Below are 12,500 nucleotides of genomic sequence, written 5' to 3' on the forward strand. Positions count from 1 at the left end.
GGCTGCGTTAAACCTTAAGTCCGCCTTTGGCAACTCCACTAAAGTCTGAGATGAGGCGGCCGCCGTCGCGGTCATCGCGTTGCTAGGCCAAGTCCGTGTGGGAAAAATCCTCACCCTGGTAGAGAAGGGGAATGCCCTGTGCTTTGGCGCAGGCATAGGAAAGGCAATCGGCGAGGTTCAATTGAGCGGGGTGGCCTGTTCCTTTCCCGTAGTCGGCAAAAGCCTTCATCGAGAGCACTGCTGTGCGCTCGCCCATCGGTGCAAAGCCGATGTCCGCCTCGCTGAGAAAAGCCTGGATGCGCTTCTTGACGGCAAGCGGATGGATCGCCGGTTTCGTCGAAAGGCGCATCGTCGCCTCAAGGAAAACGAGGGCGGAGGTGACGCGCAGGGGCGCTGCCTCCATGCGTTCGGCCAGGGCTGCGGCATCATCCTCGTTCGAAAGGACAGCCACGATAACAGACGTATCTATGAACATCAGGAATGACCCCAAAGCGCGTCAATCTCGTCGCGGCTTGGGTCATGGCCTCCCGGCTTTGGCTCGTAGGCGAGGTCGTTGGCGATCAGCGCCAGGCTTTGCCAAGCGGCGGCCTGGCGCTTCGTTGCAATTCCGCTTCCAGCGCGGCGATAACGGCGTCGGTCATCGAGCTGTTGCGCTTTCGGGCAAGTTCGCTTGCCAGTTCATGCGCGCGCGGATCGTGAATTTGCAGGTTCATGATGAAACTCCGTTGTCATGACATTACACATCCTTTGTCATGACAACGCCGGTGTCCTCGTCAAAACCGCGTGATAACGCTGATGCCGATGCCTTCCGCCTTGTCGAGCCTCGTCAGCGCGGGGGCGGCGTCTTCCAGCGAGATGCGGCGGCCGATCAGCTTTTGCGGCGCGATCTTGCCGGCCAACAGCATCGACAGCATGGCGTCGTAGCGCCAGGCCTGCATGCCGTGGCTGCCGTAGATCTCCAGTTCGTGACCGATGACCTGCGCCATCGGTATCTGAGGCGTCGCGTGCTCGCCGAGCATCAGGCCGATCTGCACATGGCGGCCCCGGCGGCGCAGGTTCCTGATCGAATTGAAGCAGGTTGCGGGGTGGCCGAGCGCATCGATAGAGACGTGGGCGCCGCCTTTCGTGATCTCGCGCACCGCTTCGGGAACGTCGGCAACTTCAGTGGCGTTAACGGTGGCGACAGCGCCGCATTCCCGGGCAAAGGCGAGCTTCTCGTGCGAGACATCGATGGCGATGGCGTTTGCGCCGAGCGCCGTTGCGATCATGATAGCCGACAACCCGACCCCGCCGCAGCCATGCACTGCGATCCATTCGCCGGGCCGCGTCCTTGCCTGGTCGGCGACGGCGCGAAACGACGTGGCAAACCGGCAGCCGAGGCTTGCCGCCGTCGCGTCGTCGATCGTCTCGGGCAGGTGAACGAGATTGGTGTCGGCATAGTCGATCGCGACATATTCGGCAAAGGAGCCCCAATGGGTAAATCCCGGCTGGAACTGGTTGGGGCAGACCTGTTGATTGCCGGAATGGCACTCGGAGCAGCGGCCGCAGCCGGAGACGAAAGGCACGGTCACCCGGTCCCCGACCTTGAAGTGCAGGACGCCGCGCCCGGTTGCCACCACCTTGCCCGCAAGTTCGTGGCCGGGCACATGCGGCAGGCGGATATCCGGATCGTGACCCATCCAGCCGTGCCAGTCGCTGCGGCAAAGACCGCTGGCCCCGACCGATATTACGACCCCGTCCTCATCAGGTGTCGGGTCGGGCAGGGTACGGATCTCGGGGGCCTTCCCGAAGGCGTCGTAGTACATGGCTTTCATCGCGTCGCTTCCTGGCTGGGCTGGGCTGGCGTGATTGATGATGACACGGCTCGCACGCCGGCTCCAGCGTTGAGATGCAGCGTTCGGCGACGGATCGGTCGAGACGCTCACTCCTGTCGAGCATTTCTCCGGAGTGCAACCAATAGCACTGACGTTGCAAGCGACGTGTGGAAAAACAAACATACAACATGATTCGGTATTTGCTCCCTACGCCCTTCTTGGAATATTAGTATTGTCTAATTTTTTATCAACTTATCACGCGGCGCAACTATGTGGGTGCCAAGCTTTGAAATGACTCTCAGATTGGGGATTGGGGCCCCCGCCGCCCTGGCGCTCTTCGGTTTGATGGTGACGACGAATGCCGCCCTCGGCCAAACGATTTTCTGCACAGTCTTCGGGACCGTGCCGCCGAGAACGCTGGATACCGGCAATGGCATATTTGCTTTCGGGGCTCGACGCCCGCCCTTTATGCGCTCGGGGTGACGGGAACCCAGCCCAACGAGATCGACGTGATCGGCGCAGGCGCCATTACTGCCAACAACCCTTCGGGAACCGGACTTGGCGCCGCTATTGCCTACCAAGGCGGGTTCACGATCTGGGAACAAGAAACCGCATCCTTGCAGCACTGCACTGCACGACACGAGGAAGGCGATCCGCAGGGCATCGATTCTTTGCGCTTGCAAACGGCTGGCGGATCGAACCGCAGTCGCAGCTGATCTATCAGGGCTTTGATTTCAGTTCGCTCAACGGCGGTGCGGCTAACCTCTCGTTCAGCGACCTCGCTTCGCTCGCCGGGCGAACCTGCGGACGGCTGTCGCGGTTGTGGGAGATAGAGAAGGCAAGCCCCTCCGACGCGCCGCGCACGGTATCGGTCTGGGCGTCGCCAATCTCTAGCACGAATTTCTCGGCCAGCCGGCCACCAGTTTTTCATCCGCCGATCGCCCCGTTCCGTCTATCGCGAATCTTCGGGACAGGTGGCGAGATCGGCCTCGGCGCCAGTGTCCAGCTGTCGGCACGCGCCAGTCTCTTTGGCAGCGTCGAAAATTCGTCCACATTCGGCGGAGACACGCACTCCTACGGCGAAAAGGTCGGTTTGCGTGTGAACTGGTAGAACCGGTTTCGGAGATCACGCAAACCTGGCCGGTCGGTGTCACAAAAAACGGACATCGGACGGCGGCCGGTCGAAATGATCGTGACGGCCGTCGAGGTAGCGGATCGGCGCTGCTGCCAATTCGTCAGGATCGATGTCGTCGAGCAAGGGGACCTGAACCGCGTAGAAGACGCCTCCCATCACTTCGAGATCGCCACGTCCAGGCGTACGGATGCCGCAGATCTTGCAAAAGTGAAATTGGATCGTCGGACCCGCGCGCCCCGGCGGTGTCCATTGATACTCCGCCTGGGATTCGATACCGGCAACAAGACGGAAGCGGTTGGCTGGCGCGATTACAAGCCAGGAACGAGCTTTGGTGCAGCTCGAACAGTTGCATTTTACCGTTCCCTCGGCGATATCGACGTCCGCCTCGAAGCGAACGGCGCCGCAGTGGCAGCTGCCGCTATGTGTTTTCAGGACCATTGAGCCATCTCCCTTGTAGTCGATGCTGGTTCGACGATGGTTGCGCATCTGTTACGCGCACCGACCGCCACAGGATACGCTAGGGCAGTGTTTCCTTGGCCGCTCGACGTACCTAAGCCGGTTCGACGGCAACCGAGCGAGCCGCCTCGAGAACCCAGGCGCTCTTGATGTAGTCGGTGATGCCCACAATGCGGCCGCCGGCAACGTCAAGGCGGATCGCGGAGAACGGCGTTTTCCCCGACGCGTCGGCCCCCAAGATGATGACGACCGTCTCACCATCGACCGTGCCGACCGCCATGCGCCAGGGGATGATGGGGCGCCCGTATTCGACGAAATAGGGTGAGTCGGCGAGACGCCCCGCAAAGCAATCCGCGACGCGCAGCCGTGCATCGGCGCTGGCGAGTTCACGCACGCCGTCCCAATCACGTCGATTGAACCGGTCGACATAGAGGCGGAGCAATTCCAGCGTCTCAGGGGTCGTTGCGGGCCTGTTTGCGGTTGTTGCGGGCAAGCTCTCCAGCTTGGCGCGGCCGCGACTGAGGGCGGCCTTCACCCCGCCGACAGTTGAATCGACCAGATCGGCGATTTCATCGAGCGAGTAGTCGAATACGTCCTTGAGAAGCACGCAGGCGCGCTCCTTGGGAGGCAGATTGACCACGAGGCGCTCGACAGCGCGATCGACCTCACGACCGGGAATTTCCAGAGCCGGAACCGTTTCCGGCTTCGCGGCGGCTGTCTCGGCCGCCTCCCGGACCTGACGCCGACGTAGGTAATCGATGCAGCGATTGTGGACGATCCGGAACAGCCACGGGCTGAGCGCACGATCGTCGTCATAGCTTTCCAATTTGCGATAGGCTTCGAACACCGCCTCCTGCATCACATCTTCCCCGTCGAGCACCGAACCGGTCATCCGCGCGCAGTAGCGGTGCAACTTTGGGCGGAGATGCGTGATGGTATCGAGAAATGCGACATATCGCGCCTCGAAGAGTCCGGTCGTGTCGAGCGCACCCAGGAGATCTGTTTCGGTTTCCATATCGATCCATACGCAGGCGAAGGTCTTTAGGATACGTCGAAGTTTACCCACCCTGCACGAATATTGCGCCCGCCCCGCCGCTTGCTGCCTTTTGTTGCGAAACCAGACCGTGTTGCACTTTCTGCTTGACCCTTTGATGGCGCGGGGATTTCACTTCCAGCGCTTTCAAGGAGACGTAAAATGGCAGTCGATACAACCCCACGGTCAACCACCTGGACCTTTGTCGAAGGCGAGTGGGTCTCTGGCAATCCGCCCTTGATCGGCCCGACCTCGCACGCCATGTGGCTTGGCTCGACCGTATTCGACGGTTCCCGCTGGTTCGACGGCATCGCCCCCGATCTCGACCTTCATTGCCAACGCATCAATCGCTCCGCTCTCGCCATGGGCCTTGATGCCGTCAAGACGCCGGAAGAGATCGAGGCGCTCGCCTGGGAAGGCGTCAAGAAATTTGACGGCCAGACGGCGATCTACATCAAGCCGATGTATTGGGGCGAGCATGGCTCTGCCGGCAGCGTCGTTGCGGTCGATCCAGAAAGCACGCGCTTTGCGCTCTGCCTGTTCGAGGCGCCGATGAACAATGCAAGGCCGATCTCGCTGACGGTATCGCCCTTCCGCCGTCCATCGCCGGAAACCGCGATGACCGATGCCAAGGCCGGTGCGCTCTACCCCAATAGCGGTCGTATGGTACTCGAGGCCAAGCGCCGCGGTTTCGACAATGCGCTTGCCCGCGATACGAACGGCAACGTCGCCGAGACGGCCTCCTCGAATATCTTCATGGTCAAGGACGGCGTCGTGTACACGCCCGTCGCCAACCGCACCTTCCTTGCCGGCATCACCCGTGCCCGCGTCATCGGTCTTTTGCGGCAGGCGGGCTTCGATGTCATCGAGGCGACGCTCTCAGTCGATGATTTCATGACGGCCGACGAGATTTTCACCAGCGGCAATTATTCGAAAATCGTCGGCGTCAACCGCCTCGACGACCGCGAGCTTCAGGAAGGCCCGATCGCCCGCAAAGCCCTCGATCTCTATTTGGACTGGGCCTACTCAAAAAACAGCATCGAGGATTGACGGGCCCGCGCCCTTTCGGCTGGGGGCGGGAGGGGCGCGTTTTCAGGAGCAGTATTTTGAAAGAATAATATGCCGATCCGGCAAATATTCTCGATTTAGTCCCCCATTTTTTCCAATATTGTGATACCTTCCATGTAAGTGACGCCCGTCGACGACGAAGTCACAACTGAAATAACCGTTCCGATCTATAGGGGACTATTCGTCCTCATCGGCCCCTCAACTGGCGCAGCTTTGCCTGTGCCGTCAAACGTGACTGTTCAAAGGTATCCGATCATGGCTCTCAGCTTTCCCAATCCCAGCCGCAGCTATGATGCCGCCGCCCATCGTATCCGCTTCATCGGTCATGACGGCATGTTTGAAGTGCCGTTTCTTGTCGAGGTCGATGTCTTTGCCGGCGCAAACACCGAAGCGGCCTATCTCGCCGCATTCGACAACGCCCGCGAAGGCATCCAGAATGTCGCCCGCAAGGCCTATTCCTATGCCCGCAAGCGCATGTATGTCCTGACCCAGGCCGATTTTCGCTGATCCCTGCGGGCGTGACGATGCTAACCTGACCTTTTTCAGCCTCCCGTCAAGAAGAGTAGATACGCCGGGCACGGTCCTCATGCTCGCCTTTCCGCCCTGGGGAGAAGGGCCGAGCAAAGCGAGGCGATGAGGGGGCGACACGACGGGAAGTTTCTGATTTCTTGATCGTACTACCTGCCCCTTCATACGCCCTTCGGGCACCTTCTCCCCGAGGAGAGAAGGAGAGGCGGCACCCGCCGTCGTCGACACTGCCCTTCGAACATGATAAATATCTAAAATACCAACGTACCCGCTCTGAACCAGCCTGAGCGGTGTTTCCTTGGGGAGGGGAGTGCCATGGCGGATACCAAATGGACCATTCACGGCCGCGAATTTGCCAATTGCAATTGCGCCTACGGTTGCCCATGCCAATTCAACGCCTTGCCGACGCATGGCAACTGCACGGCCGTGGTCGGCCTGCAAATCGATGAGGGTCATCATCGCGATATCAAGCTCGACGGCCTCAGGATTGCCGGCATCTTCGCCTGGCCCGGACCCATTCATTTCGGTAACGGCCAGGCGCTGCCGATCGTCGACAAGCGCGCCGATGCCGCACAGCGGGACGCAATATTGCGGATCATGAGCGGGCAGGACACCAAGCCGGGCGCCACCATGTTCAATGTCTTCGCGTCGATGCTGACCAAGATCCACGACCCTGTCTTCACCGACATAGACTTCGAGGTCGATGTCAAGCAGCGGCGGGCAAAGCTGAAGGTCGCCGGCTATATCGACCAGCGCGGTGAGCCCATCGTCAACCCGGTGACCGGCGTGGAATATCAAGGCGCCATTGTGCTCGACGACGGCTTCGAATATACCCGCGCCGAAATGGGGCGTGGCTGGACGAAGACGGAAGGGCCGATCAAGCTCGACCTTGCCGACAGCTACGGACAGTTTGCCGAACTGCATCTCTGCCAGGATGGTATCATCCATTGACAGCAGGAGCGGGTGCCGAGTTTGCCGCACTCCAGAGGCGAGACCGCCTGGTTGTCGCGGCCGCGCTGATAATGTTGACGCTCCTTGCGTGGGCATACGTACTCTGGCTTTCCGCCCACATGGTGACGCCGCCCCCCGCAGGCACGACAGGGATGGACATGAGCGCCGGCAATATGGCCGGCATGGATATGAGCGCACCTACCGATAGCGCAGTGGCAGGCATGATGGCGCCGGCCCTCCGGGCCTGGTCCCCTGCCGACTTCGCGTTCATGTTTTCGATGTGGTCGGTGATGATGGTCGGCATGATGACGCCATCGGTCATGCCGATGATCCTTCTCTATGCTGGCGTCGGGCGCAAGGCGGCGGCGGAGGGCGCCCCCTTCGCGCCGGCCGGATGGTTCTTCGCCGGTTATCTGCTGGTATGGATAGGCTTCAGTGCGCTCGCGACACTGGCCCAATGGGCCTTGACCGCCCTTGCCCTGCTGACGCCGATGATGGCGACCGCGAGTGCCACCCTTGGCGGCATCCTGCTGATCGCGGTCGGTCTCTATCAATGGACGCCGCTGAAGGACACCTGCCTTCGATCCTGTCAGGCGCCTCTCGGCTTTCTGATGGCAAATGGCGGCTTCCGCAGCGAGCCGCTCGGCGCTCTTCGTCTCGGCATGGCCCATGGCGGCTATTGCCTCGGCTGCTGCTCTGCGTTGATGGTCCTGCTCTTCGTCGGCGGCATCATGAACGTGCTCTGGATCGCTGGCCTGACGATCCTCGTACTTCTCGAAAAGATCGTCCCGGTGGGCCGGCTGATCCCTCGAATGTCCGGCACCCTCATCACCGCCGCCGGCATCTGGCTGCTCGCTGGTGCTGGTTGATTTGTGGAAGGCTTACCCTCCCCCTGATGGGGAGGGTCGGCACGAAGTGCCGGGTGGGGTGCCTTCTCGCGACACCCACCGATCGCGCCATCTGCAACTCAGAAACCTGCTACCTTGCCATGTCGAACGGCGAGAATGATGACCTCGTTGTCGTCAAATCGGTAGACGGTGATATTTCTGGAATGGCCGAAGCTTATCGGCCATTGTTTGTCTCGATGTCGAGTTTGACAGTCGTTGCGCGGTTTGTCGCCATGGCAGGTATTCCCGGGTATTACCTTTTATTCGCACAGCACACTGTCCGGCACAGTCCGGTTTCTACCCCTCAGCCTCCCTCGGCCGAACCATCCAGCTATAGCAGGCACATCCCGCCAGAAGCACAGCGGTACCCAGAAATACGGCGCGCATGCCGATGTGGCCGCCGATGAAGCCGCCGAGGACCGGCCCTGCGACCTGGCCGATATATTGCGACGAGATAGAGAGACCGAGGACGTTGCCGGCGGCGGCATCGGGAACATTATGGCGGATGACGGCAGTGATGCAGGGGAGCAGCCCGCCAAGCGCTACCCCCATCAGGAACCGCAGCCCGATCAACTGCCAGGCGTTCACGACGAAGGCCTGGGGTATCAGCAGCAACGCCGCGACACCGAGCGCTGCGGTGATCACCGTCCAATAGCCGATCCGGTCGGCAAGCTTGCCGAGCCGCGAGGCCGAGAGGATACTTCCGAGTGCTGCAACCGACATGACGATGCCCGAGACCAAGGTTACGCTTGCCTGACTTTCGACGATTTGGGCCACGTAAACAGTTATGATCGGCTCGATCGACATGTTGGCGAGCATCAGCATCAGCCCCGTCGCCAGCATGGCAATGACGGGCCCCTTATCGGGGACCGATTTCCAACCGCCGCTCGCCTTTGCCGCCTTCTTGCGCGCTGACGATTTCTCCTCCTTCAATAGGAAAGTCGTCGCGAGGAAGGTCACGAAGATCACCGCGCCTGCTGCGAGAAACGTGCCACGAATCCCGATGAACGGCGGCAGCGCTCCGCCGATCAGTGGGCCGACGAGATTGCCGGCCATGACGCCGGAGGCGAGCATGCCGAGCGCCCAGCCGGAGCGGTCCTTCGGCGTCTGGGTGGCGACCAGCACCATCGAGCCCGACGCATAGCCGCCGGCGAGCCCGGTAAAGAGCCTCAGCCCGACGAGTTCCCAGACATTGCCGGCCATGCCCATCAGCGAAATCGCCACCGCCATGCCGAGGCTGGCGCGAATGAGCATCAGCTTGCGGCCGTAGATATCGCCGAGCCTGCCCCAGAGCGGCGCGACGAGGGCCGCGGCAAAGAAGGTCGCGCCATAGGCGATGCCCGACCACTCGACGACGGCCGCCTTGTCGGTGACGCCGAGTTCCTCGACATAGATCGGCAGGAAGGGCAACAGAAGGGTCATGGCGACGATGGTGGTGAATGAACCGACGAGGCAGATCACCATATTCCGCATCCAATAGGCGGTTTCAGGTTCTGCCACTGAGGCGGTTTCCCATCGTGTCTCCGTCATTTTCGAGCACCTTCATTGACTGTGTAGTCGATCTCCGCTGTGCCGCTGGCCAGGATATGGCTCTTTGCTGCCGCTAGAAGATCGGCGCGCGAAAAGATCGGCGGCAGCGGCAGTTCGGCGACGTCGAGCGCGTACACCGTCACGACGTAGCGATGAATGCGCTCATCGTTCCAGGGCGGGCAGGGGCCGAGATAGCCGCCGTGCGGGCCGGTCTTCAACGTGCCGTCTCCCGTACCGTTCTGGCCGCGCAGCCCGTGAATGGTGCGCTTCAGCGCCAGTCCGTCCTTCGTAGTGCCTTCGCCATCCGCACCTTCGGCAAAATGCGTCACACCATCGGGGATATCCGCCAGCACCCAATGCACGAACTCCATCCGGGGGGCGTCGTGGACGATCATGGTTGCCGGCTTGTTGAAATCGGAGCGATCGACCGGCACCGACGGATCGACCATAGTCAGCGCATAGGAGCGCGTTCCCGCCGGCCCTCTGGACCAAGAGAGGGCGGGGCTTTCATTGCGGCCGGGCCTCGACTTGCCCTCGCGCGTGGCAACGCAGGAGGCGCTTTCCGGCGCGAGCATGTTGCCGGGCATCTTCTCGCCGAAGCGGACCGTGAGTTCAGCCGCGGCGGCCGGAAGGGCCGCCGTCGCTGTGGCTGCGGCAATCAGGATGGCGCCGATGTACCGGGTGGTGCTCTGCATGGTCTTCTGCCCTCTCATCTCGGTGGAATGTTGATGGGCGATACCTAGCAGGTTGCCCCGGATGGCTACGTACGGAAACGCTCAGGAATTGTCCAAGGCCGCTCAGTCTGATCTTTTCTCCCGGTCCGGCCCGGCAGCACGCATGCGCTCTGCAAAGCGTCGCGGCGAACGATACCCGGTCGCAAGCGCTGCCTCGCGAAGTGACAAGCCGTCATCCGTCAACATGGCATTTGCCAGCACCGCGCGTTCCGAGGCGACAAGGTCACGCAGCGATGCTCCTTCCGCCGAAAGCCGGCGGCGAAGCGTCGCGTTGCTAGTCACCAGTTCGGCAGCGATTATGTCGGCGGTCCAGGCCCGGTCCGGCCGCCAGCGCACCAGCGCCCGTACGGCCTCGGCCGTGGTTTCGGGCCTTGCCGGCAACGCCCCGCGCATGCCGAGCACCATCAGCACTTCCATCAGACGATGGTTGAGAACGGCGGCGGGCAGATCGCCGGAAGCGATGCCTTCGCCTGCATGGTGGATCGCCGCTGCAAGTGTCGCGTCGAGCCCGATATCAAGCCGTGCCGCTGCCCGCGTCGGCGGAAAGGTCGCTGAGGCTCGCCGGACGAGCACATCCGGGAAATCGATGAAGATGGCGCGATAGGCGCCGCTCGACGGGTCCGGATCGTTGACGACATCGCCGCACCACCCCGCAGGCAGCACCAGCACGGTGCCTGCCTGAAATCTCAAGTGACGGCCCATGGTCACCAGCTCCTTGGCGCCCTCGACGATCGCAACGATCGACAGGAGCGAAAAGGAAGCCCCGGCAATGCGCTCGCGTTCATGGGTGACGAAGGTGAAAAGAGACGACGAGCCGCCCCGACGCTCCGACAGTGGAACCACCGGTCTGTTGTCTCTCGCTGCCAGCTGGCGCAGTCGGTCGAGTATCACATATGCGCCGGGCATCGGAGGCAGCCTTTCCATGTCACGAATAAATGTCGCCAAACGGACTTGGCGCTTGGAGGATAGCAACAAGCGCAAAAGCAAATATCGCTGCACTTTGGACCATGGCCGCGAAGATGCCAAGGCACGGAAGCTCGCGTCGACTTGAGTTTTCGTCGAAAGACTGGTACAAACTGATTGCATATTGCAATCGGATTTTGGTGCGGGCCGGCGGAGCCCCCCATCCCGAAAGACTGCCCTGAGAAGGAGGAGATATGCCATGACCAATATCGATGGACCGCGAGCCGCCACGGCCCGCAGCTGTTATGAGGCCTACCTCGAAGGCCGACGCGACCGGGTCGCCGCGGTGCTGACCGAGGATTTCACCTTTTCCAGCCCTCAGGACGACCACATCGACCGGAAGACCTATTTCGAGCGATGCTGGCCAGAAAAGCAGCCTTTCAGGGTAATCGATATCGAGCACCTTGTTTTTGACGGCGACACGGCGATGATCGGCTACCGCGCCGAAAAGCTCGCTGGCGGCGCCTTCCGCAATGTCGAGCTCATGCGCTTCAAAGGCGACAGGATTGCCGAAATCACCGTCTATTTCGGCCGCAATGTCTAAACCTTGGGGTAGGCTGCCTGCTCGGTGATTGCAGCAAGCCCGATAAAGGGGCTGGAAAGCGGCATCTTCGATCCCATGGCGAAGCGGTCAGCCCCGGTCATCGAGGCCTGGGCAAGCGCGACGACCGAGGCGCCCTCGGCGTAGGCTTCGTCGGATGCCTCGGCGATCACCTTGAGATAGGCGGCTGTGTCGCCGGCCCTGAACAGATCCCAGGCGCCGGCCACCAGGCGAACTTCGACGTCGGCACTGGTCTCAAGCGCCGCCGCGCGAAACAACGCGGTCGTGGGAGCCAGCGTCGTTTCGACCGAGCAGAGAACGACGACCCGTCCGCCCCCTGCAACCGCCCTTCGCGCCAGCGCCCCATCGGCTCGCAATGTCGGGATCTCAGTCGCCGACGTGACGATATCGGCCGCAGGCCCGAGCGTCGAGCAGCTCAGAAGAACGCCGTCGGCATCCTGTCCAAGCGACAGAAGCACCAGCCGGGTCTCCGCCTCGATCTCCGGGGTCAGCCCGCCAGCCCTCTCCGCAGCCTGCAGGAGGTCGGCCCGGACCGTATGGCGCAGTGTGCCCGCCGGCAGCCCCAACCGCCCGGCCGCCTCTTCGAAGACGGCGATATTGCTTTCGGCGGTATGGAGGCAGGCTATGGTCATCGGTTTGGCCTATCGTAAAGTTGCGGTAATCTCCAGTCCCCCTTAATGGGGGAGGTCGCAGCGAAGTTGCGGCTGGGGGTGACCGTTGGATGTCTCAAGAGATCACCCCACCCCGGCACTGCGTGCCGACCTCCCCGGCAAGGGGAGGGTGTTCGCATATGAAGAGCGATTGGAACCGAGGCTGAGATGTTGAGCCCTCATCCTGAG

General features: G+C 61.7%; 16 protein-coding genes. 7 read left to right on the plus strand and 9 right to left on the minus strand.

Features of this window, described 5'->3' with window-relative positions; all coding sequences use genetic code 11:
- Positions 1-82: 82 nt before the first annotated feature.
- The 3 genes from AB4Z52_RS14065 to AB4Z52_RS14075 all read right to left on the minus strand — a co-directional run bounded on the left by AB4Z52_RS14065 (position 83) and on the right by AB4Z52_RS14075 (position 1,814).
- Positions 83-475, minus strand: coding sequence for a type II toxin-antitoxin system VapC family toxin (locus AB4Z52_RS14065; protein ID WP_442218541.1), 393 nt, complete (start codon positions 473-475; stop codon positions 83-85).
- An 85-nt stretch (positions 476-560) separates the two neighbouring features.
- Entirely contained in the window at positions 561-713 is a 153-nt protein-coding gene (locus AB4Z52_RS14070) for a type II toxin-antitoxin system VapB family antitoxin (protein WP_442218542.1), read from the minus strand.
- Between the two features lie 60 nt (positions 714-773).
- A complete protein-coding gene (locus tag AB4Z52_RS14075; protein WP_442218543.1) occupies positions 774-1,814 on the minus strand; it encodes a zinc-dependent alcohol dehydrogenase family protein in 1,041 nt (346 codons plus the stop codon).
- 479 nt (positions 1,815-2,293) lie between these two features.
- On the opposite strand from AB4Z52_RS14075, the gene AB4Z52_RS14080 reads away from it, so the two are divergent.
- Entirely contained in the window at positions 2,294-2,530 is a 237-nt protein-coding gene (locus tag AB4Z52_RS14080; protein ID WP_442218641.1) for a hypothetical protein, read from the plus strand.
- A complete protein-coding gene (locus AB4Z52_RS14085) occupies positions 2,530-2,925 on the plus strand; it encodes an autotransporter outer membrane beta-barrel domain-containing protein (protein ID WP_442218633.1) in 396 nt (131 codons plus the stop codon). The genes AB4Z52_RS14080 and AB4Z52_RS14085 overlap by 1 nt, the downstream gene beginning before the upstream one ends.
- A 39-nt stretch (positions 2,926-2,964) precedes the next feature.
- Here AB4Z52_RS14085 and AB4Z52_RS14090 read toward each other — a convergent pair whose 3' ends face one another.
- Together AB4Z52_RS14090 and AB4Z52_RS14095 are read right to left on the minus strand one after the other, a co-directional pair.
- Positions 2,965-3,387 (minus strand): GFA family protein, encoded by a 423-nt coding sequence (locus AB4Z52_RS14090; protein WP_442218544.1) that lies wholly within the window; start codon positions 3,385-3,387, stop codon positions 2,965-2,967.
- A 112-nt stretch (positions 3,388-3,499) separates the two neighbouring features.
- Positions 3,500-4,420 (minus strand): sigma-70 family RNA polymerase sigma factor, encoded by a 921-nt coding sequence (locus tag AB4Z52_RS14095; protein WP_442218545.1) that lies wholly within the window; start codon positions 4,418-4,420, stop codon positions 3,500-3,502.
- A 180-nt stretch (positions 4,421-4,600) separates the two neighbouring features.
- On the opposite strand from AB4Z52_RS14095, the gene AB4Z52_RS14100 reads away from it, so the two are divergent.
- The 4 genes from AB4Z52_RS14100 to AB4Z52_RS14115 all read left to right on the plus strand — a co-directional run bounded on the left by AB4Z52_RS14100 (position 4,601) and on the right by AB4Z52_RS14115 (position 7,854).
- The gene (locus AB4Z52_RS14100) at positions 4,601-5,488 is read left to right on the plus strand and encodes a branched-chain amino acid aminotransferase (protein WP_442218546.1); all 888 of its coding nucleotides are present in this window, start codon (positions 4,601-4,603) and stop codon (positions 5,486-5,488) included.
- Between the two features lie 273 nt (positions 5,489-5,761).
- The gene (locus AB4Z52_RS14105; protein ID WP_442218547.1) at positions 5,762-6,013 is read left to right on the plus strand and encodes a DUF1488 domain-containing protein; all 252 of its coding nucleotides are present in this window, start codon (positions 5,762-5,764) and stop codon (positions 6,011-6,013) included.
- Positions 6,014-6,349: 336 nt separating this feature from the next.
- Complete coding sequence (locus tag AB4Z52_RS14110; protein WP_442218548.1) at positions 6,350-6,985, plus strand: DUF1326 domain-containing protein; 636 nt, start codon at positions 6,350-6,352, stop codon at positions 6,983-6,985.
- On the plus strand, positions 6,982-7,854 hold the full coding sequence (locus tag AB4Z52_RS14115; protein WP_442218549.1) for a DUF2182 domain-containing protein: 873 nt from the start codon (positions 6,982-6,984) through the stop codon (positions 7,852-7,854). The genes AB4Z52_RS14110 and AB4Z52_RS14115 overlap by 4 nt, the downstream gene beginning before the upstream one ends.
- 315 nt (positions 7,855-8,169) lie before the next feature.
- Here the strand turns inward: AB4Z52_RS14115 and AB4Z52_RS14120 are convergent, their stop codons facing one another.
- From AB4Z52_RS14120 to AB4Z52_RS14130, 3 genes are all read right to left on the minus strand, one after another.
- Positions 8,170-9,402: a multidrug efflux MFS transporter gene (locus AB4Z52_RS14120; RefSeq protein ID WP_442218550.1), complete on the minus strand. Its 1,233-nt coding sequence runs from the start codon at positions 9,400-9,402 to the stop codon at positions 8,170-8,172.
- The gene (locus AB4Z52_RS14125; protein WP_442218551.1) at positions 9,399-10,097 is read right to left on the minus strand and encodes a YbhB/YbcL family Raf kinase inhibitor-like protein; all 699 of its coding nucleotides are present in this window, start codon (positions 10,095-10,097) and stop codon (positions 9,399-9,401) included. Before AB4Z52_RS14125 ends, AB4Z52_RS14120 begins: the two co-directional genes overlap by 4 nt.
- Positions 10,098-10,199: 102 nt before the next feature.
- Entirely contained in the window at positions 10,200-11,042 is an 843-nt protein-coding gene (locus AB4Z52_RS14130) for an AraC family transcriptional regulator (protein ID WP_442218552.1), read from the minus strand.
- A 256-nt stretch (positions 11,043-11,298) separates the two neighbouring features.
- Between AB4Z52_RS14130 and AB4Z52_RS14135 the strand changes: the two genes are divergently transcribed.
- A complete protein-coding gene (locus AB4Z52_RS14135) occupies positions 11,299-11,643 on the plus strand; it encodes a nuclear transport factor 2 family protein (RefSeq protein ID WP_442218553.1) in 345 nt (114 codons plus the stop codon).
- On the opposite strand, the gene AB4Z52_RS14140 is transcribed toward AB4Z52_RS14135, so the two are convergent.
- Complete coding sequence (locus AB4Z52_RS14140) at positions 11,640-12,293, minus strand: aspartate/glutamate racemase family protein (RefSeq protein WP_442218554.1); 654 nt, start codon at positions 12,291-12,293, stop codon at positions 11,640-11,642. The two genes, AB4Z52_RS14135 and AB4Z52_RS14140, sit on opposite strands and share 4 nt — an antisense overlap.
- Positions 12,294-12,500: the final 207 nt, after the last annotated feature.

The organism is Rhizobium sp. 2YAF20, from assembly GCF_052114685.1.
Taxonomy (GTDB): Bacteria; Pseudomonadota; Alphaproteobacteria; order Rhizobiales; family Rhizobiaceae; genus Rhizobium.